Origin of the sequence: Streptomyces sp. NPDC091416, from assembly GCF_044756845.1 — a bacterium.
Taxonomy (GTDB): Bacteria; Actinomycetota; Actinomycetes; order Streptomycetales; family Streptomycetaceae; genus Streptomyces.
On record NZ_JBIVTU010000012.1, the window covers coordinates 293,388 to 315,595 of the forward strand.

The window sequence follows — 22,208 nt, forward strand, 5'->3', positions numbered from 1 at the left end:
TGCCTCGAGTCATCACTGCCGCCACGACCGGAACGCCCGCAGCCGCTCCGGGGTGGTCCCGGCTTCCGGGCTGCCGTCCGGGTCGCCTCCGCCGAGCGCCGCGACCAGGCGGCGCGCCGGTACGTTGCGTGGCGTGTGGTCCGCCGTCATGCGTACGGTGGCGCAGCCGAGCTCCTCGGCACGGCCGGCCAGCCACTGGAGTATGCGTTCCTCCACTCCGCGGCCGAGCACCCGGCAGCTGAGCAGCCAGGCCAGGACCTCCAGCCGCTCGCCGTCCGGGTGCAGGGCCAGCAGCCCGATCTGGCCGTAGTCGCCGAACCGGTCGCGGGCCGCGACGGTCCAGACCTCGCCCTGCTGCCGCCACCGCCCGAGGTCGCCCCCGTCCGCCGACCGCGTCCGCAGGGTGAACTGGTTGGTACGACGGACGAGTTGGCCGGCTCGCAGGAGGTCGGGCTCCTCCAGGGGCCGGATGTCGAGGTCCAGCTCCAGCTGTTCGAGGAACTCCTCGAAGCCCGCTTGCTCCCGGGCCGCGTCCCGGGCCCGCTCCTGGGCGTAGAAGCCCGCGCGCAGCGCGTCCTCCGCCGTGACCGCCGCGGGCACCAGGGGCCACAACTCGGCCAGGAACGGCTCCAGTTCTCCGGCCGTGGGGCAGGAGACGGAGAAGACCTCGGGCAGCGCGGATCGCATGGCGGCGATCTCGGCCGGGTTGTCGTCGAGGTAGAGGAAGCTGTCGAGGCCGAGGTCCAGAGTCTGCGCCGCCGCCGCCAGACGCGCCGCCTTGCGGCCCCATCCGGCGTCGAGCACGCTGAAGTGCTCCGCTCGCAGCACGCTGTCCGGCCGTTCGAGCACGGCGCGCACGGTGTCCTCGTCGTTGTTGCTGACGAGGACGAGCAGGACTCCGGCCGCCCGCCACTGGAGCAGCCGACGGCCGAGGAGTGCGCGGGCGCCGCCGAGGTCCACGTGCTCCGGCCCGCTCTCCCCGGCCACCCCGCCCCACAGCGTCTCGTCGCCGTCCACCGCGATCACCTTGGGCGCCGGCCGGCGGACCGCGGCGGCGACGTCCGCCAGGGTGAGCGCCACGGCTGCCTGGAACTCCGGGCTGAACGGCAGGTGTGCCAGCTCGTCCGTCCCGGAGTCGAACCGGTCCTCGACGACATGGTGGCGGGTCCAGTCGTCGGGGTGCAGGACCGCGATGCCGGGCAGCTCCGACAGCAGGGCGGCGACCTCGCGCTCCCACCGCTCATGGCGGTCGTCGGGCCGGGCGGACGGCAGGAACCCGACGAGCAACGGCAGGCGCGTCCGCTCGGACAGCGCCCGCAGGGCCGCCGCGTACTCCGTGCGGAGCTCGTCGAGCAGCGCGTCGTTCACCGGTCCGAACCGTTCCAGGTCGGATGCCCGCAGCAGGACGGCACCGATCTCCGTCGAGGACTCGGTGAAGACGCCGGAAGGATCCTTGAGGGCCGCCAGCACATGGTGGTACGGCGCCTCGGAGACCTGGGGCACGGTGGCACGCGGGTCGTCACAGACGCTGTCGGCCAGGGCCGCTTCGCACAGCAGCGGCAGGTCGCCCAGCGCGAAGGTGGCCGCGACGGCGAGCGAGCCGGGCCGCACCGGCGGCGGCCCCCCGGGCGCGGACCCGGTCGCGGACGGTTCCGGCGCGGGCCGCTCCGGCGCGGGTGGTGCCGCCTCGTGGGACACGGATCCGGCCGTCGTCGGGAGCGCTGCCCGGGCCGGGGCGGCGGGATCGTCGGCGGCCTCGTCGAGCAGCCGGAGGAAGTCCGCGGCGAGCCCGGCGCAGTCCGCGTCGTCGATGATGTCCAGGCTGTGGTCGAAGCGGAGCCGGCCGGCGTCCGGCATCATGATGATCATGAGGTCGAGGTCGGAGTGCCCGGTTCCGGCCGGGAGGACTTCGAGGCGGCCGAGTTCCGCCGTGGACCGCACGTAGTTGAAGTAGACCTCGACCATCGGGGCGTTATCCCGGTGCAGTCCCTGGGCGGCGAGCACCGGCAGGGTGTCGGAGAACATGGCGCCCTTCGCGAGGACCCGTTCGAGCCGGCCGTCGGTGCGGCGCAGCACCTCGTCGATCCGCTCGCCCGGCAGGGCCTCGGCCGGGAACGGCACCGGCACGCCGAAGAAGCCGACCGCGCCGGCCGCGTCGACGTGGATCCGGGTATCGACCGGGACCGCCAGCACGAACCGGTCCCGCTGCCGCTTGCGGGCGAGGAGCACCGTCAGGGCGCCCAGGCAGAAGGCGGCCGGGGTGATCCCGAGCCCGCGCGCCCGGGATCCCACCCGGTCCATGAGGCCCTCGGGGATCGGCAGGGTCAGGCTGCCCGCCCGGAAGGAACGCACGTCCGGCCGGGCCCGGCTGAGCTCCAGATCGAGCCGGCGGCTCCCGGCGAACGCCTCCCGCCAGGCCGCCGCCGCGCCGTCCCGGCCCGCGCCGGACCGCGATGTCTCCGGAGGTGCCGGCTGCGCGGCGATCAGCAGGTCGATATCGCGGTTGGAGACCGTGTCGCCGAGCTGCGTACCCGACAGTTCGGCATCGATCTCGGCGGCCACGAGCAGCAGCGACTGCAGATCGCTCACCGCGTGGTGGGCCCCGATGAGCAGGATCTGCTCATCGCCGGCCCGCTCGATCAGCTCGAACCGCCACAGCGGTGCGGCGTTCAGGTCGAAGGCGGGACCGAGCAGTTCACTCAGCCGGTCCCCGGTTTCCCGTTCCTCGCCGGATGCCTGTTCCGACCACCGGAGCAGGGGGCGGGCCGGGGCCCGGTCCACCCTCAACTGCCGCTCCGCGCCGCGTTCGTTGACGATGCCCGTACGCAGTGCGGCATGGCGTCCCGCGAGGCGCGCGAGGATGTCCGTCAGCTGTCGGCGGGTGGTCGGCTCGGTGAGCCGGAACGCCAGGCCGATGGAGTGCGCGGCGCTCGGGGTGCCGTGCTGGGCCGCGCGCAGCAGCCGGACGACATCACGGGTGACCGGCTTCAGTTCGGCCTCGGGCACGGCCCGGTCGAGGCCGGCAGGCGTCCGCCCAGCGGGCCCGCCGTCGTCGGCGGCCTCCGGGGAGGCGCTCCGGCCGGCCAGTGCCGCGTACAACTCCTTGGCGAGACCGTGGCTGCCAGCCGCCGAGAACACCGCCGAGGCGGACAGCTCGGCACCCGTCTCACGGCTGAGCGTGTTGCGCAGCCGTACGATCATGAGGGAGTCGAGCCCGAGTTCCTTCAGGCCTCCGTCCGGGACGTCTGCGGCCAGATGCCCGGTCAACTCGCCGATTCTGGCGCGCACATGGGCTTCGAGGAAGGCGATCTGTGCCGCCTCCGTCCCGGCGGCCCGCACCTGGCCGAGCAGCAGCCCCGCCTCGTCGCGCGGGCCCGTGGGACGTGCGACGAGGCCGTGCAGGAGCGGACGCGAGCGGGCCTGCTCCGGGTCGCGGGCGAAGGCCTCCCGGTCGAGCGAGAGCGGCACGAGCTGGCGCCGGCCCGTGGACAGCACCCGGTCGAACATCTCGCCGCCCTGCTGCGAGGAGAAGGCGACGAGCCCCGACCCGCCGGTCGCGGCCGTGCGGGTCGCCGACTCGGCGACCAGGCCGGCGTCCGCCCAGGTACCCCAGTCGAGGCTCAGGGCCGGCCGGCCCGCGAGCGCGAGATGGTGCGCCCAGGCGTCCATGAAGGCGTTCGCCGCGGAGTACGGGCCCTGCCCGGCGGAGCCCAGCAGGCCGGCGGCCGACGAGAACAGGACCAGTGACTCCGCCTCGGGCACCAGCTCGGTCAGCAGGACGGTGCCGAGCACCTTGGGCGCCAGCACACGCCCGATGCGCTCGGGTGTCAGCCCGGGCAGGGTGGCGTCGTCGAGCACACCGGCGGCGTGGATGACACCGGTGATCGGGCCGCAGGCCGCACGCAGTGCGTCGAGGGCCGCCCGCAGCCCCTCCCGGTCGGCGACATCGGCCCGTACGAGCCGGACGGTGACCCCGTCCTCCCGCAGCGCGGCGATCCACCGTGCCGTGTCCGCGTCGGGTGTGCCGCGGCTCAACAGGCCCAGCCTGCGTACGCCTTGGCGCGCCAGGCGGCCGGCCACGACCCGGCCGAGGCCGCCGAGGCCGCCGGTGATCAGATACGTGCCGTCGGGCCGGACCGCTCCCGGGCCCGACCGGTCGGGGCTGGTGTGCACCAGCCTCGGCACGAGCCGGCCGCTGTCGCGCAGGGCGACGAGACGTTCGTCGTCCGCGTGCCACAGCTGGGTCCAGAGCGCGTCCTCGCCGCCGGCGGCCGGCAGGTCGATCAGCGTGGTGCCCAGCTCCGGATGCTCCTGGGCCACGGTGGCGCCGAAGCCCCAGGCGAGCGCCTGTTGCGGGTGGGTCACATCCGGGCTGCCGGTGGCGGCCTGGCTGCCACGGGTCACCAGGAAGAGGCGCGGCGACCGGCCGTACGAGCGTCCGGCGAGCGCCCGCACCAGGTTCAGGGTGCTGACGCAGCAGAGCCGGGCGGTCTCCGCGGCCGATTCGGCCGTGTCGGCCGACGGGGCGTCCAGGCCGTCCAGATGCACGACGTGCGTCGGCGGCCCCGCGGCGAAGGCCTCGTCGAGCAGCCGTTCCAGCTGCCGCGGATCCTGCGGGTCGACCGTGTAGCGCCCCGGCGCGTCCGGGCTGAAGCTCCCGCCCTTGCGGGCGACCACGTGCGGGGTCGTACCGAGGCGGCGGGAGAGGTCGTCGGCCGCACCCGAACCGTCGGCCAGGATCAGCCAGCTTCCCCGGACCGGCTGTTCCTGCGCGGCGGGCCGGGGCTGCCAGCACACCTCGAAGAGCGACCCGTCCAGCGGGGACAGCGCGGACAGCTCGAACTCCGCCACCTCCAGGACGGGTTGCCCGTCCCGGTCGAGAAGGCGCAGATCGAGCGTGACGGTGTCCCCGTCGGCGGCACGCAGCCGGCAGGCCGCCCATACGGGCGCGGTACGCCGCCCGGTGAGGCGCAGCCGCCCGGCCCTGCGCGGCACGAACGCCCGGCCCGACGGGGCGTCCCCCACCAGGGCGGCGGTGTGGAAGGCCGCGTCGAGGAGCGCGGGGTGCGGCAGATGCCCCGAGCCGGGTGTCCTCGCCAGCCGGCCGAGCGCCCGGGACCGTCCGCTCCAGCCCTCCTCCAGGAGCCGGAAGGACGGTCCGTAGTCGATCCCGAGGGCCGCCAGACCGGCATAGGCGCCGGGCACGTCCACCGGCTCCGTGCAGTGTTCCCGCAGCTCGGACAGGGTCATGGCGGCGTCGGCCCCCTCGGGCCCGGCGGTCGGCGGGACGGTCCGGCCTCCGGCATGGCGCACCCAGGGCGCCCTCCGGTCACCGGCCCGCCGCGAGGCGATGGTGAAGTCCCGGATGCCGTGCGCGTCGGCGGGCCTCAGGACCAGTTGCAGCCGGACGGGGTCCTCGGCCGCCAACGGGAGCGGCTCCTCGAACACGACGTCCGCCAACTGGACTCCGGCCGCCTCCTGGAGCGAGGACGCCGCTTCGAGCGCCATGTCCAGGAAGGCGGCAGCGGGCAGCCGGACCGTTCCGGCGACCTGGTGGCCGGTCAGATAGGCGAACCGGGGGTCCCGCAGGTCGACCAGGGTGTCGAAGAGGTGCCGGTCCGGTTCGTCACTGGCCTCGACGTGTACGTCGACGAGCGGGCTCCCGCTCCGGCCGGCCGGACCCGGTGGTGCGGCCTCGGTCCAGTGGCGCCGCGCGTCCCACGCGTAGGTCGGCAGGTCCACCGGGGGTCCGCCGGGCACGACGCGCCGCCAGTTGATCTCCACGCCCGCGGCATGCAGTTCGGCCGCGGCCCGGTCCAGGCAGGCCGGTCCGTCCTCGTCGCGCTGCAGGGAGCCGACGGCGAGCAGGTCACCGCCGGTCTCCTCGACGACGGTCCGGGTGGCGGTGATCAGCGCCGGGTGCGGGCTCAGCTCGACGAAGTGGCGGTATCCGTCGGCCGCCATGCGCGCGACGGTGTCGGCGTAGCGGACGGGCTCGCGCAGATTGCGGTACCAGTAGTCGGCTTCCAGCGGCTCGTCGGGGACAGGTCCGGCCAGGACCGTGGAGTACCAGGCGACGGGCGTGGGATGGGTGGCGATGCCTTCCAGGTCGGCGAGGAGAGACGCCCGCACGGGCTCGACCTGCGCACTGTGCGAGGCGTAGTCGACGGCCAGCCGGCGGACGAACACCCGCTCCCGCTCCAGTCCGGCGAGGAGGGCCTCCAGCGGCTCCGTGTCACCGGCCACCACCGTCGACGAACCGCTGTTGACCGCGGCCACGGACAGCCGCCCGTCCCACTCCGCCAGGCGCGCCTCGACGTCCGCCTGCGGCAGGGTCACCACGGCCATACCGCCGGTCCCCGCGAGCGAGGTCAGGGCCTGGGCGCGCAGCGCCACCACGGCCGCCGCGTCGTTGAGGCCGAGCGCTCCGGCGACGCAGGCAGCGGCGGCCTCGCCCTGGCTGTGGCCCACGACGGCGTCCGGCCGCACGCCCCGGGCCCGCCACACCGCGGCGAGCGACACCATGACGGCGAACAGCGCCGGCTGGACGACATCGACCCGGTCCAGGGACGGCGCCCCGGCGTCGCCGCGCAGCACCCCGAGGACGGACCACCCGGTGTGCGGGCGCAGCGCCGCGTCGCAGCGGTCCATCTCGTCGGCGAACAGCGGGGTCCGGTCGAGGAGATCGCGTGCCATACCGGCCCACTGGCTGCCCTGACCGGGGAAGACGAAGGCCACCTTGCCCCGGGCGAGCGGCCGGCGGGGTGCGGTGACCAGTTGCGGCGCGGGCTGTCCGGCGGCCAGGGCGCGCAGCCCGTCCAGCAGTTCCTCCCGCCTGCTCGCGACGACGACCGCGCGCTGCTCGAAGTGTGTGCGGTGGTGCGCGAGGGTCCGGGCGAGAGCGGGCAACGGCAGCCGGGGGCCGGCCGCCAGGGCGTCGAGGAGCCGCTCGGCCTGTCCGCGCAGCGCGGGCGGCGTACGGGCCGACAGCGGGAACAGGGCGACGGCCGACTCGCGGTCGCCGGGGCCGTCCCCGGACGGGCCGCCGGGTCCACCGGCGGACGGGACCGCGGCGTCCGTTCCACCGGCGGACGGGACCGGGTCCGGGGCCTCCGGCTCTTCCCCGGACGGTGCCGGGGCCTCTTCGAGGATCACGTGGGCGTTGGTGCCGCTGATACCGAAGGCGCTCACCCCCGCGCGGCGGATCCGGGCGCCGCGTGGCCACGGCCGGGGCCGGCTGCACAGTTCGAGGCCGCCGGCCTCCCAGTCGATCAGCCCGGTCGGGGTCTCGGCGTGCAGCGAGGCCGGCAGCCGTTCGTGCTGCAACGACAGCACCGCCTTGATGACGCCACCGACGCCCGCGGCGGCCTGCGCATGCCCGATGCAGGACTTGAGCGACCCCACGACGAGCGGCCGGTCCGCCGGGCGGCCGGAACCGAAGACCCGGGCCAGCGCCCGGCCCTCGATGGGGTCGCCCAGCGGGGTGCCCGTGCCGTGCGCCTCGACGTAGTCCAGGTCGCCGGGGAGCAGACCGGCCGCGTCGAGCGCGGCCCGCACGACGCGCTCCTGCGCCGGTCCGCTGGGGGCGCTCAGCCCCTGGCTGCGGCCGTCCTGGTTGACGGCGGAGCCTCTGATGACCGCGAGCACCCGGTCGCCGTCCCGTCGTGCGTCGCCGAGCCGCTTCAGCAGCACCAGCCCGCAGCCCTCGCCCCACACGACGCCGTCGGCGTCCCGGGCGAACGGCCTGCACTGCCCGGACGCCGACAGCCCGCCGAGCCGGCTGAACTCGACGTGGCCACGCGGGCTGACCATCAGCGTCGCACCCCCGGCCAGGGCCAGGTCGCACGAACCGTCGAGCAGCGCCCGGGCCGCCAGATGCAGGGCCACGAGCGAGGACGAGCAGGCGGTGTCGACCGTGAGGGCCGGCCCCTGGAGGCCGAGCTGGTACGCGATCCGGCCGGAGGCCACGGCGGACGACGTACCGGTGCCGACGTACCCGTCCAGTTGTTCCATCCGGGCGGCACCCAGATATCCGCTCTCGTACAGGCCGACGTACACACCGGTGGAGCTGCCGTTGAGCGACGCGGGCAGTATCCCGGCCCGTTCGAGCGTCTCCCAGGCGGTCTGGAGCAGCAGCCGCTGCTGCGGGTCCATCGCGGCCGCCTCCTGCGGCGGGATGCCGAAGAACTCCGCGTCGAAGCGGTCGATCCCGGTGAGGTACCCGCCCCGCAGCGAGTACGCCTTGCCCGTGGCCTCCGGGTCGGGGTCGTGGAGCGCCTCGGCGTCCCATCGGCCGGCCGGGACGTCCGAGAGGGCGTCCACGCCGGAGTCCAGCAGCCGCCACAGTTCCTGCGGATCCTCCGCGCCCGGAAAGCGGCAGGCCATCGAGACGACGGCCACCGCGTCGGCCTCCGGCGGCGCTTCCGCGGCCGGCCCGGCTTCGGGCGCCGCCTGTGCGGCGATCCCCGGCCGGGCTGCGGACGGCAGGCCGGGCCCGGCCTGCGACACGGCCCGGGCGATCGACGTGATGGTGGGGTGGTCGTAGACGAGTGTCGGGTCCAGCGTTCGGCCGAGGGCCCGGGACAGGCGCGCGCCGAGCGTCATCAACTCGCGTGATCCGAGGCCGAAGTCGGCCATCGGCCGGTCCGGCCCGACCTGCGCGGGCTCGATGCCGGCGGTACGGGAGACGGCCTCCGTCAGCCATGCCTCGACGTCCGCGGACGTGGGGTCGGCGAGGAGGCGTACGGCCGTGTCGGCGGAAGTGGCGGCCGGGCCGTCGGCCGACGCGCCGATCGAGGCGCCGGCCGGACCATCCGCCGGGCCGTCGGCCGAAGCGGCCGGGCTTCCGGCAGGTGTCCCAGAGGTGGATGCTCCGGCCGTGGGTTCAACACGCTTCTTCGCAGGCATCTGGGCACCCGTCTTCGCAGGCTCGGTCTCGGGATCTCTTCACTGCGTGCCGGCGCCGCGGGCCGGACAGGACCTCGGGGACGCGGGTCAGGACATCGGGCCGGCGTCCGGCAGCTGCTCCCCGACGGTGTCCAGGGTTCCGTCGAGGTAGGCCGTCCTGCAGACCTTGCGCTGGATCTTGCCGCTGGACGTCTTGGGGATCGTGCCGGGCCGGACCAGGACGGCGCGCAGGAGCGAAAGACCGTGGGCCTCGCCGATCGCTCCGCGAACCGCCGCTTCGATGTCGGCGATCCCGGGGCCCGGTGCCGCCGTCGTCTCCGCGACGACGACGGGACGCTCGCCGCCCGTCCCGTCCTCGACCGGGAACGCCGCGATGCAGCCCGGCCGGATCGCGGGGTGGGCCGTCTCCACCGACAGCTCCAGGTCCTGGGGGTAGTGGTTGCGCCCGTCGATCACCAGGAGGTCCTTGAGCCGGCCGGTGACGTACAGCTCCCCGTCCCGCATGAAGCCCAGATCGCCGGTGCGCAGGAAGCCGTCCCTGCCGTCCTTCAGGGAGGCCCCGAACACCTCGCGGGTCGCCCGTACATTGCGCCAGTAGCCTCCTGTGACGCTCTCCCCGGCGACCCAGACCTCTCCGATCCCGCCCTCGGGGCACTCCTGTTGCCGCTCGACGTCGGCGATGACCACGGTGAGGCCCTCGCCCGGCGGGCCGCAGCTCACCAGGTCCGCGCCCGGCGCGCCACCCGACGGCTCTTCGGATCCCGGCCGCCCGGCCGTCCTCGGCTCCCGTCCCACCGGTCCGCCGCTCACCATCAGGGTCGCCTCGGCGAGCCCGTAGCCCGGATGCAGCGCCTCACGGCGGAACCCGGCCTCGGCGAAGGTGCCGGCGAACCGGCGCAGCGTCGAGGCCCGTATCGGCTCGGCCGCGTTCAGCGCCACCCGCCACCGGCTCAGGTCGAGGCGGTCGATGAGCTCGGGTGTGGCGTCGCGCAGGCACAGTTCGTACGCGAAGTTGGGGCCTCCGCTGGTGTGCGCCCGGTACCGCGAGATCGCGGTCAGCCAGCGCTCGGGCTGCTGGAGGAAGTGCAGCGGGGAGAAGAGCGTGGACGTCCCGCCCATGTAGAGGTTGTTCAGCACGGGAGCGATGAGCCCGAGGTCGTGGTAGACGGGAAGCCAGCTGACGTAGAGCTCTCCTCCCCACTCCTCGACCGTCTCGGGTGTGTGGCCCATGCCCCGGGACAGGACCCGCTGGTTGTCCATCAGGTTCCGGTGGGTCACCATCACCCCGCGCGGCGCGGAGGTGGAGCCCGAGGTGTACTGCAGGAAGGCCACGGAGTCCGGCGCGATGTCGCACTCCGTCCAGGAGGCCCCGGCCTCGTCCGGGATGTCCTCCGTCGCGATGCGGAACGCGGCGTCGAGCTCCGGCAGTTCCCCGGCCGCGGCGCCCAGCGCGGTGAGGATCTGTCCGGTGCCCAGGACCGCCTTGGCGTCCGCGTCGGCGATCAGGCGCCGGATCCGCACGAGGGCGCGCCGGCTCTGTGACCGGCCCTGCGGCGGCAGCCCCGGCACCGCGACGACCCCGGCCGACAGGCAGCCCAGGTAGGCGGCGATGAACTCGAGGCCCGGCGGGTAGAGCAGGACGGCCCGGGATCCGGCGAGGCCGCGCTCCTGCAAGTGGCCGCCGATGGCCAGGGAACGCCGGGCCAGCCGCCCGTAGGTCCATTCCTCGGTCCCGCCGTCGCAGTCCCCGTCGGCCAGAAACCGAAAGGCGACCCTTTCGGGCTGAGCCGACGCCTGCGCCAGCAGCACGTCGACCATGGAACGGGCCGGCCCGGCCATCCTTTGTCCTTCCCCCAGCACGGCACATGGAAAGCGAACTGACCGCACGATCGTTCGTCCATCTACACCCTTACATACTGACCGCACGGTCGTCTACTTAATCGGTACAATGGGCTCTCGGCGGCGGCACCACGAGGGTCCGGCGCCCAGGGGATTGGCAGAAGGCATGGCAGAGACACACACCGACGGGCGGATCGCGCGCGGGAATCAGACGCGTCAGCTGGTCCTCAAGCGAGCTGTGGACATCGCCTCCGTCGAAGGCCTGGAGGGCCTCTCGCTGGGGCGGCTCTCGACCGAACTGAAGCTCAGCAAGAGCGGCGTGTTCGCCCTGTTCGGCTCCAAGGAGGACCTGCAGCTCGCCACGGTCAGGGCGGCCATCAAGATCTACCTGGAGCACGTCGTCCAGCCCGCCCGCGACCTGCCGCCGGGGCTCGACCGCCTGTGGCAGGTGTGCGCCGGCTGGCTCGACTACTCGCGGCAGCGGGTCTTTCCCGGCGGCTGCTTCTTCTACTCCGTCTCGGCCGAGTACGACGCCCGCGAGGGCAAGGTCCACGACACGCTCGCCGCGGCCCGGACCAACTGGGTCGCCTACGTCGAGCAGACCGTGCGCGAGGCGCAGCAGTCGGGCGAGGTCGAGGAGACGGCCGACGCGGCCCAGCTCACGTTCGAGCTCGTGGCGCTGATGGAGATGGCGAACGCCGAATCCGTCCTCCACAACGAGTTCACCTGCTACGACAAGGCGTCCAAGGGCATCCTGAACCGCCTGCGCCTCGTGGCCACCGACGCGTCGGCGCTCCCCGCCTCCTGACGGCACGGCGCCTTCCCCCGCCGCGGCGGCGGGGGAAGGAAGGCGCGAGGAGAGCGCCGCGGACGGCCTCAGGCCCCGATGGCGTGCACGCCTCCGTCGACGTGCACGATCTCGCCCGTCGTCCGGGGAAACCAGTCCGAGAGCAGCGCGACGACCCCACGGGCCGTCGGCTCCGGGTCGGACAGGTCCCAGCCGATGGGCGAGCGCGTGTTCCACACCTCACGGAACGTCTCGAACCCCGGGATCGACTTGGCCGCCATCGTCTTGACGGGCCCCGCCGCGACCAGGTTGCAGCGGATGCCGCGCGGCCCGAGATCCCGGGCGACATAGCGCGAGGTGGATTCGAGGGCCGCCTTGGCCACCCCCATCCAGTCGTACGCGGGCCAGGCGGTCTGCGCGTCGAAGTCCAGCCCCACGATCGACCCGCCCCGCTCCTCCATGAGGGGCAGGCAGGCCACGGCCAGGGCCTTCAGCGAGTACGCGGACACCTCGACGGCGGTCGCGACGGACTCCCAGCCGGTCTCCAGGAAGTTGCCCCCGAGCGCGTCCTGCGGCGCGAAGGCGATGGAGTGCACCACACCGTCGAGACGGGCGTCCTGACCGACGCTCTCCCTGATCCGGTCCGCGAGGCTGTCGAGATGCCCCTTGTCCTGGACGTCGAGCTCGATCAGCGGCGCCGGCCGGGGCAGCCGCTTGGCGATGCGTTCGACCAGGCTGAGCCGGCCGAACCCCGTGAGGACCACCTCGGCGCCCTGCTCCTGGGCGAGCCGTGCGGTGTGAAAGGCGATCGAGGACTCCATCAGGACCCCGGTCACCAGCACGCGCTTGCCCGCGAGTATTCCGCTCATCCCGCTGCCACCTCGGTCTTCCGTCCGGCCTCCGCGACATCGGAGGTCATGAAGTTCGCTATCTCGTCCACGACCTGGGGGGAGCCGAGAATGCGCCGGTGCCCGAACCTGCGGGTGGTGACGAGCCGGGCACGGTCGCCGAAGGCATCGGCGACCCGCCTGCCCTGACCGGCGTCGACCATGCCGTCCTCCTCGTCATGGATGACGAGGAGCGGGATCTGCACGCTCGCGGACTCGTGGAAGACCGAGAACCGGGTCCACATGTCCGCCTCGCCCGGGTACACATCCCGTTCGATACGCCCCCGGAGCTCCTCCTTGAGATGCGGGTCGAGCCCCATCCCGGCACTGAACGCGTCGACGAGGTAGGTGAAGTCGGGGACCGTGCTGATCGCCACGATCCGGCCGGTCCGCACCCCGTACCGCAGGGAGAAGAAGGTCGCGGTGACACCGAAGGAGTGCGCCACGACGGCCTCGAAATCCCCGTGCACACGGTGGAGTTCGGTGATGATGTCGCGGTACTCCAGCAGGGTCGTGGTGTCCCCGGTGGCCTCTCCGTGCCCCGGCGCGTCGAAGGACACCGGGCTGTAGCCCAGTTCGAGGAGCCGGGCGACGGCCTTCGCGTAGCGCGAGGCCCGCGACTCCCAGCCGTGGACGAGCAGCACCGGGCGCTCGCCACTGCCCCAGCGGTAGACGACCGCCACCTTGCCGCCGACGGTCAGCTCGCTCGTCCGCGCGCTCTCGATGGCCGCCCGTTCGTCGGGCCGGGTCCTGCTGCGGCCCTGCGGCCGCCGGAAGAGGTCGAAGACCTCCTCGCCCCTGTCACTCGGGGCCGCGCCTACGACTGCGGTAGCGGGATCCATTCCACGCCCTCCAGATCGATCATCATGCGGCGAGATGTTAGCACGATCGTTCGCTCACATTTAACAGGCAGCGCTCGCCGGGGACTAGAAAACTGCACGGACGGTCGTGCTAATGTCTGCCCAGTCCACTCTCCCTCTTGGAGGTCGGTATGACGCTCCCGCACCCCTCTCCCCGCACGGGCGAAGTAATCGACACGGGCCCCGGCCCGAACCAGTGGATCAAGGACCATCTGGACGGGCTGATCGACGCGCAGCTCCTGACCGACTGCCCCGCGCCCGTCCCCGCCACCGCACCGGAGCTCGAGAAGGGGCTGTTGCCATGACCGACGCGGACACCACGGAGCGCATCGGCATCGCCGTCGCCTCGGGCATGCTCAAGGGCGTGTACAGCCACGGAGTGCTGTCCGCCTTCGAGGCACGCGGGCTGCGCGCGGACGTGTACGGCACCGCCTCGTCCTCCGGCCTGTCCGGCGGCCTCGCCGCGACCGGGCGGGCGGTGGAGGTCGGCGTGGACTACTGGCTCGGCGCCGCCGCGGCCGCCTCCGAGAAGGGCATGAGCAGCGTCGCGCTGGACAGCATCAAGGAGCACGCCCCCGCGATGTGCGAGGGGCTCTTCCGCCCCGGCGCCCCCGAGTTCCTCCTCGCCACCAGCAAGGTCACCACCGCGGAGGCCGCGGAGGTCACCCAGGGCCCGGGGGCCAAGGCGCTCGGCAAGCAGCTCCTGCGCAACATCTTCACCGGGGACCGGAGCTGGGTCGAGGAGAACCTGTCCGCTGCCGTGTTCTCCTCCCACGCCCCGGCCGGCGGCACGGAGCCCCGGCTGACGGCGGACAACTACGAGGCGGTCTCCTACGCCTCGACGCGCATGCTGCACGCCTGGGCCGTTCCGGCCGAGGTCGACGGGGAGGCGTACGTCGACGCGTCGTACACCTGCGCCTGTCCGGCCCGTGAGGTCGCGGCGAAGGGCGTCGGCGTGCTCATCGCGATCGGCAGCGACCCCTTCCCGCTCTTCCGCGACCTGTACGCCTCCGAGGAGATCACCGACGGCTCCGTCCTGGACGAGGCCCGGGTCCTGGTGATCAAACCCGATGACGACCTCAAGCTGCTGGGCGTCGACTACGCCGCGGCGACCCCGGAGGGCCTGGTCAAGGCCTACGAGCTCGGCCTCGACGCCGGCCACCTCTTCCTGGACCGGCATGCGGCGCTGCTCGGGCCCGCCGCCTCGGAGCGGACCGGCATGACGGACACGACCGTGAAGGACCAGCCGTGACACACGTGGTCACCGAGCAGTGCGTCCACTGCAAGTTCACGGAGTGCATCACCTACTGTCCCGTCGCCTGCTTCCGTGAGGGCGGGACGTTCCTCGTCATCGATCCCGAGGAGTGCATCGACTGCGGGAACTGCGTGGAGGCGTGCCCCGCCGACGCGATCTACCCGGAGGACGAACTGCCTCCCGAGCTCATGCCGGCCCTGGAGTGGAACGCCCGGCTCTCGGCCGAACTCCCCCTGGCCACCACCCGCGTGGAACCGCTGCCCGACGGCGAGACGTGGCTGGGGATGCCCGGCAAGTGGGCCTCGCTCCCGGCGGAACAGGCCCCCGGTGTTCCCAGCCGGTGACCACAGCCTCGCCACGCTGATACGCGAACGGGCTCAGCGGCAGCCCGATGTCGTCGCCTACCGGTTCGTCGCCGAGGACGAATCGGCCGAGGAGATCACCTACGGCGAGCTCCACCGGCGCGCCCTGGCGGTCTCGGCGCGCCTCCTGGAGGCCACCCGGGGGCGGCCCGACCCGGCGCTGCTGCTCTTCGAGCCGGGTCTCGACTACCTCGCGGGCCTGTTCGGCTGCTTCTGCTCGGGCGTGCCCGCGGTGCCGGCGTTCCCGCCGGACCCGGCCCGCCTGGCCCGTACGCTGCCGCGGCTCGCCGCGATCATCCGGGACACCGGATCCGATGTCGTCCTGACCACGTCGGACATCGCGCCGCTGATGACGGACTGGCTCACGACGACGCTCGACGGCCGCGCTCCCCGCCTGATCACGACCGACGAACCGGCCGGACCGGACGGCGCAGGCCCCGACGCGCCGTCCCCGGCGATCCGCCCCGACAGCCTCGCGCTGCTCCAGTACACCTCCGGCTCGACGGCGCTGCCGCGTGGCGTCATGCTCAGCCACGCCCGGTTGCTGGCCAACTGCCGCGACATCGAGCGGGGGTTCGGGATCCACCCGGGCAGCTCGGGCGGCCTCTGGCTGCCGCCGTACCACGACATGGGTCTGATCGGCGGCCTCCTCACCCCGCTGTACACGGGCATACCGGTGACGCTCATGTCGCCGGTGACCTTCCTCCGCCGCCCGCTGGCCTGGCTGCGCATGCTGTCCCGGTACGGCGCGACGATCACCGGGGCCCCGAACTTCGCGTACGACCTCTGCGTCCGCCGCGCGACGGACGCCGACGTGGCGGGCCTCGACCTGTCCGGTGTGGAGCTCTCCTTCACCGGCGCCGAGCCGGTGCGCCCCGAGACGATGGCACGGTTCACGGAGCGCTTCGGGCCGAGCGGGTTCCGGGGCGAGTCGTTCTGTCCCTGTTACGGCCTCGCCGAGGCGACCCTGTTCGTGACCGGCGCCAAGCCACTGGACGGCTGGCGCTCGGTGGAGGTCGCCCGGGACGCGCTGGAGACGCGGGGCACGGCCGTTCCCGCCGGACCGGCGCAGAGCTCCCGGTCGCTGGTCAGCTGCGGTCACCCCGGCCCCGACACCCGGCTGCTGATCGCCGACCCGGCCACCCGTGAACCGCTGGCGGACGGCGCGGTCGGCGAGATCTGGGTCGACTCGCCCGGCGTCGCCGACGGCTACTGGCGGCGCCCGCAGGAGAGCGCCGGGACGTTCGGCGCGACGACGGCGACCGGGGACGGCCCGTATCTGCGCACCGGGGACCTCGGGTTCGTCCGGGGTGGCGAGCTCTTCGTGGCAGGACGCCTGAAGGACCTCGTCATCGTCAACGGGCGCAATCTCGACCCGGTCGACATCGAGCGGGTCTGCGAGGCCGAGGTCCCCGGGATCCGCCGCGCCTGCGGTGCCGCGTTCGCGGTGGAGGACACGGCGGGAGGCACCGAGCGGCTCGTGGTGGTCTACGAGGCCGACGCCGGGGACGAGGACGGGTACCGGGCGGCCGTCGACGGCATCCGGCGGGCGGTGTCACGGGAGTTGAGCGTTCCGCCGCACGCCGTCGTCCTGACCGCGCCGCGGAGCATCCCCAAGACCTCCAGCGGAAAGGTGCAGCGCTGGCTGGCGCGCCGGCACTACCTCGGCGGTGAACTCCAGGAACTCGCCCGCTGGCAGGCACCCGCCCGCAGCGGCAACAGCAACCACACCGACGAAGGGACCGGCCGGTGATCATCAAGGTCAGGGGCGTCCTGCTCCGCTTCACCGAGTACGAGAACGAGATCGAGGTCGGCGGCGGGACCGTGCGGGCCGGTCTGACCGCGCTGACCGAGCGCTACCCCCGCCTGGGCGACGTGCTGCTCGACCGGACGGGCGAGGTGCGCCCGACGCATCTGATCGCCCTCAACGGCGAACGGCTCACGAAGAACGAACTGGAGCGCGCCGCCGCCGAGGACGACCGGGTCGACATCGTCACCGCGGTCTCCGGAGGCTAGGGCCTTGCCGCGCAGCTCCACGTACGAGGCCGTACTCGACGCGAGCCTCTTCACCCCGTCCCAGTTGCAGCCCACCGCGGTCGGACGGCTCGCCTTCCAGGCGGGCACCCGCTGGATGCGCGACCACGTGTGCAGCCACCGCACCCTGGTGCACGAGCACCGGGTCGGATTCGTGCTGTGGTCCTGGCAGTTGGAGTACGTCCACCCGCTGCGCTTCCTCGACGCCGACGAGGTGGGCGTCGAGGTCACCGCGCGCGTCCGCGGGCCGCGCGCCTCGCAGCTGGAGGTGGCGATGGACCTCGAAGGCCCGGCCGGTGTCGCGGTGCGCACACGGGCCGCGTCGGTACCGCTGCGGCTCAGCGGCGACGAGGCGCTCTCCGGCGTACCCGGGCCGCTGCCCGACGCGCTCGCCGGCCTCTTCCACGAGGACGAGACCGAGCGCACCCCCCACCGCTCGCGGGTCCGCGCACTGCGTGCCGGTTTCACGCGTGACGGCGAGCAACTCGCCTCGGGCCGGACGCACTTCCGGGTGCACCGCCATCACTGCGAGGTCGCCGACCAGTGGTACTGGGCCGAGACGCTCGGTTTCGCCGCCGGGGCGCGCGAGGAGCTCGTGATGCGGCACGGCAAGGCGCTTCCCGGGCTGCGCCGCGCGCTGGCCGCGCCGCTGCGGCGCGTGGACGTGACATGGCTGCGCGCCGGCCAGTTCCGGGATCTGCTCACGGTCCGTACGACGGCCCACCGGACCGGCGAAGAGCTCGCGTTCGTCCATGAGCTGTGGCTCGCCGAGGACGAGAGCCGGGGCGGGGACGGGAACGGGTACGAGGGCGGCGGGCCGTACGCCGTCGTGGTGGAGCGCGTATGACCTCGCCGGCCCGACCCGCGGGCGCACGGTCCACGTTCGATGCCGCGGAATGCCTGGAGCAGGCGCTCGGCTGTCCCTTCGACCCGGGCAGCGGCATCTCGCTGGCCGAGGGCGTACGGGCCGACGAGCGGGAGGCGGAACCCGTCGCGGCCTACGAGGCCGCCTGGGCGGCCGGCCTGCACGAGCATCTGGTCCCCGTGACCGAAGGCGGCCGGCTCGCCTCGTTCGAGTCGCTGATGGGCGTGGTGCGCGCGACCTCGCGCCGCGATCTGGCGGTCTCCGTCGGTCTCGGGTCGACGCTCCTCGCCGCGACACCCGTGTGGACCTGGGGCGACGACGCCCAGCGGAGCAGAGTCGCCGAGCTCGTCCTCGGCCGCGCCTGGGGCACCGCCGGCATCAGCGAGGAAGCGGCCGGCAGCGACCTGCTCGCCACCGGCACCCGCGCCGTCCCGTCCCCCGGCGGATATGTGCTCGACGGAGAGAAATGGCTGGTCGGCAATGGCCGGCGCTCCTCGTTCGCCACCGTCCTCGCCGCATCCGAACCGTCCTACGGGCTGTTCCTGCTCGACTTCGACGCCCTCGACGGCACCACCGTGAAACGGCTCGACAAGGTCCGCACGCACGGCCTGCGCGGCCATGACCTGAGCGGCTTCGCCCTCAACGGCTGCCCGGCCGGTGCCGGGGCCCTGCTCGGCCGGCCGGGCCGCGGCATCGAGATGGTCTCCGGCATGCTGCAGTTCACCCGGACCCTGGTCGGCGCGAGCAGCATCGGCGCGGCCGACACGGCACTGCGGATCGCGCTGCGCCACGCCCGCGGGCGGACGCTCTACGGCCGGCCGGCCCTCGCCATGGCCCCCGTGCGCTCCCTGCTCGCCCGGGGCTTCGCCGATCTGCTGGTCGCCGAGTGCACCGAGCTGTCCGCGGCGCGCGGGCTCGACGTGGCGCGGCAGCGCATGGCGCTCTGGTCCGCGGTGGCCAAGTACGTGGTGCCGCAGCTGTCCGTGGACACCGTGGCCGCCTGCGCGGAGGTCCTCAGCGCACGCGCCCACCTGCGCCAGGGAGTCGCGGGCGGCGCCTTCCAGAAGCTGCTGCGCGACATCGCGGTCACCCCGGTCTTCGAGGGCACCGAACTGGTCCAGCTGGACACGGTCCGGGCCCAGCTGACCGGCGCGGCACGGCGCCGCCGGGCGCCCGCGACGGTGCCGCTGCCGCTGCTCTTCGGGTTCGGCGAGCCGGTGGTGTCGCCCGCGCCGCGGGAGCTGCGCCCCTCGCTCACCTTCGGCGGCGCCGACGAGGTCGTCGACCTCCTGGACGACGCGGTCGAGGAGCTCGCCGACGATCCCCTGCTCGCCGCTCCGGCCCGCGCGATCCTGCGGGTCCGTGACGAGACCCGGACGGCGTTCGCCGCGCTCGGCACCCTGCGGACGGCCGAGGCCTACGAGGCCGCCCGCCGGCACTGCCTGGTCCACGCGGCGGCCTGCTGCATCCACACCTGGAACCGGCGCCGTGCGGCGCTCGGCGGCCCGGCCACCGAGCGGGCCTGGCTCTCGCTCGCGCTGCGCCGCGTCGTGGCACGGCTCGGCCTGCCGGTCCCGCCCGACCCGGAGGCCGAGGACGTGCTGGTGCGCCTGCTCGAAGAACTCGACGACGAGGACCGGGCGTTCTCCCTCGTCCCGACGCGCCTCGCACCGCAGCACCGTGATCCCACGCCCGAGCGAAGCTAGGAGTACGCCATCACCACCGCGCCCACCGACCCCGCGGACCCCGCCGCCGAACCCCTCGGCGCCTGGCTGTCGTCGCTCGTCGCCGACCTGCTGGGCCTCGACGAACCGTGCCCGGCCGACCTGCCGCTCGGCGAGCTGGGCATCGACTCCCTCACCGCGGCCCAGCTCTCCGTGGAGGCCGAGGAGCACACCGGTGTCCATGTGCCGCTGACCCGCTTCCTCGGCGACGAGACTCTCGACGACATCGTCCGGGCCATGGCGGCCACCACGGTCCACGGCCCGGCGGCCGGAGCGGCCGCGTGACGGCCCGGGCCCGGGCCGCCGATGTCATGAACCGGGGCGGCGAGGAGCGCCACGGGCCGCAGCGCACGCTCGACGCACAGGTGGAGGAGGTACGGTCCGAGGCCCGGCGCAGGTTCGCCGGATTCGTCCTGGACGTCGCCAACCCCGGCTCGCACTTCCGCAACCACGCACGCCGGCCGCTCGACACCCGCGTGTTCGAGCAGGCGGGCGACCTCGGCCTGATGCGGTTCTCGCTGCCGGCGGAGGCCGGGGGCGACGGCCGGGACAAGCTCGCCTGGGGTGTGGTGGTCGAGGAGATCGCCCGTCTCTCGCGCGATCCGGGATTCGCCGTGCTGCTCGACATCACCGTCGAGATCACCGAGCTGATCCTGTCCAGCGGAACCCCGGAACTCATCGAGCGCTACGTGCCCGACCTCGTGGCCGGCCGGCGCTTCGGTGTGCAGGGCGCCTACGAGAACCGGGACCCGTACGACTACACGTCCACCGCACGCCTCGAAGGCGGCACCTGGGTGCTCAACGGCGCCAAGCGGTTCCTCGCCGGGGCCGCCTTCGCCGACCTCTTCATCCTGTTCCTGCGCGACGAGGCGTCCAACGACATGCTCGCCTTCGTGGTCGAGAAGGACGATCCGGGTGTCACCCCGGTGCCGCTCGACACCATGGGCCTGCACACGATGGGCCTGGGCCAGGTGCTCCTGCACGACGTACGTCTGCCGCCGTGGCGGCTCGTGTGGCGGGCCGACGCGCTCAGCGAACTCAACACGTACGCGCGCATCCGCCGCACGATGAGCGCCTGCGGGGTCCTCGGCGCCCTGGACGCGGTGGTGGAGAACTGCGTGGAGTCGCTGGCCGCGCGCAGACGCGGCGGGCGCCCGGTCCTCGACCACACCAACGTGGAGCGCACGGTCGGCGAGATGCACATGCTGCTGCAGAGCGCCCGGGCGAGCGTCTACCGGGCACTCGACGGCACCCGCTCGGCCGACCGCGACCCGCACTTCGATGAACTCGCCACCGTCGCCAAGCACCGGACCGCCGAAAGCGCGCTGCGGGTCGGTCAGTTGGTGATGGGACTGCAGGGCGGCGAGGCGTACATGGCCACGTTCCCCTGGGAACGCTTCATGCGTGACGTCCTCGGCCTGGTCTCCGGTCAGGGATCCCAGGAGACGCTCCTCATCCAGCTGGGCCAGCGCTCGATCGTCGGTCTGGAGGGAAAGCGGGTGCGTCAGGAGGCCGCCGAGCGCACCGTCGCCCGGCTGGCGGATTCCTGGTGGGTGCTGCACGCCGTCCTCGCGTACGACCGTCCCGGCGAACTGGCCGGCCCCGTAAGCGAGGTGCTGTCGGCGGCCGGACTCGATCCCGTCGGTCCGGGCCTCCGCGCCGAGGCGGACGCATGGCTGGGCCGCGCCCACACGCTGTGGGCCGCGGTGTGCTCCGGGGCGGCGCCCGACGCACTGCCACCGGGACCGGCGGGGCTCTTCGACGGACAGCTCGCACAACCGGCCGCGCAGGCGTGGGCGCTGCTGGCGTGCGCCGTCGCGGAACGGACCGGGCTGCTGGCCCGGCTGCTCGGTCCGGGTACGGCGAAGGAGGCCGCCGGGACACTGCCCGTGAACCTTGCCGAGGGTCTGCTGGAGGTTCTGGCGGACGCCGGGCTGGTACGGCGGGACGGCGAGGGCCGCTACGTGGCCGTCGAGGGTCTGGAGCGCGTACTCGTCGGTGGCCCGCGCGCCTCGGCGTTCGCCGCACGGCTGCGGAGCGCGGTGGCCGGGGGCGCCCGGCTGCGGTCCGGGGCGGGCGCTGGGACGGACGAGCCGGCGCCCGGATGCGGTGGCGAGGCCCCGGCGCTCGCGGAGGCGCTGGTCGACTCCCTGCTGGGACAGCTGGAAGGACTGCCCGCGGTGCTGGACCTGCCCGGTGCGCGGGCCGGCTGCGCGGCCGGTGACGGAGGTATCTCCGCCGACGCGCTGTCGGGTCAGATGCCCGGTGTCCCGGTCGTCGCTCTGGATCCGGAGCAGTTGAGCGCCGTCCCGGCAGCCGACGGGCGGGCAGGGGTACGGGGCGGTGTTCCGGCCGGCTTCGAGGAGCGCGAGCGGCTCGCGCTCGTGTGGCTGCCCGTCGGCGGTCTGCCGGGCGAAGGTCTGCGCGGGGCCGTCGCCGCCGGCGCCGCGGCGCTGATGCCCGGCGGATGGATCGTCCTGCCGTGCCCGCTCCTGCCGAAGCGCGCTCTCGGCGCCGCGGCGGTACGCCTGCGCCTCGCCGTCACGGGCGGGACGGCACCCGCGGACGGTGAGGTCGAGGGCCTGCTCCGGGCCGCGGGCCTGGGCCATGTCCGTACGGCGTGGGAGGACCATGCCCTCGGCATCCGGCTGATCGCGGCCCGCCGTCCGTGACGAGCAGATCCGCTCC

Annotated in this window: 14 protein-coding genes; 10 read left to right on the top strand and 4 right to left on the bottom strand. The window is 73.8% G+C overall.

Translation table 11 applies throughout. The features are described from left to right. Positions 1 to 12: 12 nt before the first annotated feature. Positions 13 to 8,907, bottom strand: a complete 8,895-nt coding sequence (locus tag ACIQMX_RS31595) for an HAD-IIIC family phosphatase (protein WP_402483187.1) — start codon at positions 8,905 to 8,907, stop codon at positions 13 to 15. 87 nt (positions 8,908 to 8,994) lie between these two features. Beyond that, entirely contained in the window at positions 8,995 to 10,746 is a 1,752-nt protein-coding gene (locus ACIQMX_RS31600) for a fatty acyl-AMP ligase (protein WP_402483190.1), read from the bottom strand. 166 nt (positions 10,747 to 10,912) lie between these two features. Between ACIQMX_RS31600 and ACIQMX_RS31605 the strand changes: the two genes are divergently transcribed. Then, complete coding sequence (locus ACIQMX_RS31605; RefSeq protein WP_363067237.1) at positions 10,913 to 11,554, top strand: TetR/AcrR family transcriptional regulator; 642 nt, start codon at positions 10,913 to 10,915, stop codon at positions 11,552 to 11,554. Between the two features lie 68 nt (positions 11,555 to 11,622). Here ACIQMX_RS31605 and fabI read toward each other — a convergent pair whose 3' ends face one another. Together fabI and ACIQMX_RS31615 are read right to left on the bottom strand one after the other, a co-directional pair. After that, positions 11,623 to 12,402, bottom strand: a complete 780-nt coding sequence (gene fabI / locus ACIQMX_RS31610; protein WP_363067236.1) for an enoyl-ACP reductase FabI — start codon at positions 12,400 to 12,402, stop codon at positions 11,623 to 11,625. Next, positions 12,399 to 13,262, bottom strand: coding sequence for an alpha/beta hydrolase (locus ACIQMX_RS31615; protein WP_363067235.1), 864 nt, complete (start codon positions 13,260 to 13,262; stop codon positions 12,399 to 12,401). The genes fabI and ACIQMX_RS31615 overlap by 4 nt, the downstream gene beginning before the upstream one ends. Before the next feature lie 149 nt (positions 13,263 to 13,411). Between ACIQMX_RS31615 and ACIQMX_RS31620 the strand changes: the two genes are divergently transcribed. The 9 genes from ACIQMX_RS31620 to ACIQMX_RS31660 all read left to right on the top strand — a co-directional run bounded on the left by ACIQMX_RS31620 (position 13,412) and on the right by ACIQMX_RS31660 (position 22,192). After that, positions 13,412 to 13,585 (top strand): hypothetical protein, encoded by a 174-nt coding sequence (locus tag ACIQMX_RS31620; protein WP_363067234.1) that lies wholly within the window; start codon positions 13,412 to 13,414, stop codon positions 13,583 to 13,585. Beyond that, positions 13,582 to 14,532, top strand: coding sequence for a hypothetical protein (locus ACIQMX_RS31625; RefSeq protein ID WP_402483196.1), 951 nt, complete (start codon positions 13,582 to 13,584; stop codon positions 14,530 to 14,532). The genes ACIQMX_RS31620 and ACIQMX_RS31625 overlap by 4 nt, the downstream gene beginning before the upstream one ends. Continuing rightward, entirely contained in the window at positions 14,529 to 14,879 is a 351-nt protein-coding gene (locus ACIQMX_RS31630) for a ferredoxin family protein (protein WP_363067232.1), read from the top strand. Before ACIQMX_RS31625 ends, ACIQMX_RS31630 begins: the two co-directional genes overlap by 4 nt. Further along, positions 14,863 to 16,650, top strand: a complete 1,788-nt coding sequence (locus ACIQMX_RS31635) for a fatty acyl-AMP ligase (RefSeq protein WP_363067231.1) — start codon at positions 14,863 to 14,865, stop codon at positions 16,648 to 16,650. The genes ACIQMX_RS31630 and ACIQMX_RS31635 overlap by 17 nt, the downstream gene beginning before the upstream one ends. After that, a complete protein-coding gene (locus tag ACIQMX_RS31640; RefSeq protein WP_363067230.1) occupies positions 16,647 to 16,913 on the top strand; it encodes a MoaD/ThiS family protein in 267 nt (88 codons plus the stop codon). Before ACIQMX_RS31635 ends, ACIQMX_RS31640 begins: the two co-directional genes overlap by 4 nt. A gap of 4 nt (positions 16,914 to 16,917) precedes the next feature. Next, positions 16,918 to 17,778, top strand: coding sequence for an acyl-CoA thioesterase (locus tag ACIQMX_RS31645; protein ID WP_402483200.1), 861 nt, complete (start codon positions 16,918 to 16,920; stop codon positions 17,776 to 17,778). Next, on the top strand, positions 17,775 to 19,502 hold the full coding sequence (locus ACIQMX_RS31650) for an acyl-CoA dehydrogenase (protein WP_402483203.1): 1,728 nt from the start codon (positions 17,775 to 17,777) through the stop codon (positions 19,500 to 19,502). The genes ACIQMX_RS31645 and ACIQMX_RS31650 overlap by 4 nt, the downstream gene beginning before the upstream one ends. A 66-nt stretch (positions 19,503 to 19,568) precedes the next feature. Beyond that, on the top strand, positions 19,569 to 19,805 hold the full coding sequence (locus ACIQMX_RS31655; protein WP_402483237.1) for an acyl carrier protein: 237 nt from the start codon (positions 19,569 to 19,571) through the stop codon (positions 19,803 to 19,805). Next, the gene (locus tag ACIQMX_RS31660) at positions 19,802 to 22,192 is read left to right on the top strand and encodes an acyl-CoA dehydrogenase family protein (protein ID WP_402483207.1); all 2,391 of its coding nucleotides are present in this window, start codon (positions 19,802 to 19,804) and stop codon (positions 22,190 to 22,192) included. The genes ACIQMX_RS31655 and ACIQMX_RS31660 overlap by 4 nt, the downstream gene beginning before the upstream one ends. The last annotated feature ends 16 nt before the right edge of the window (positions 22,193 to 22,208 follow it).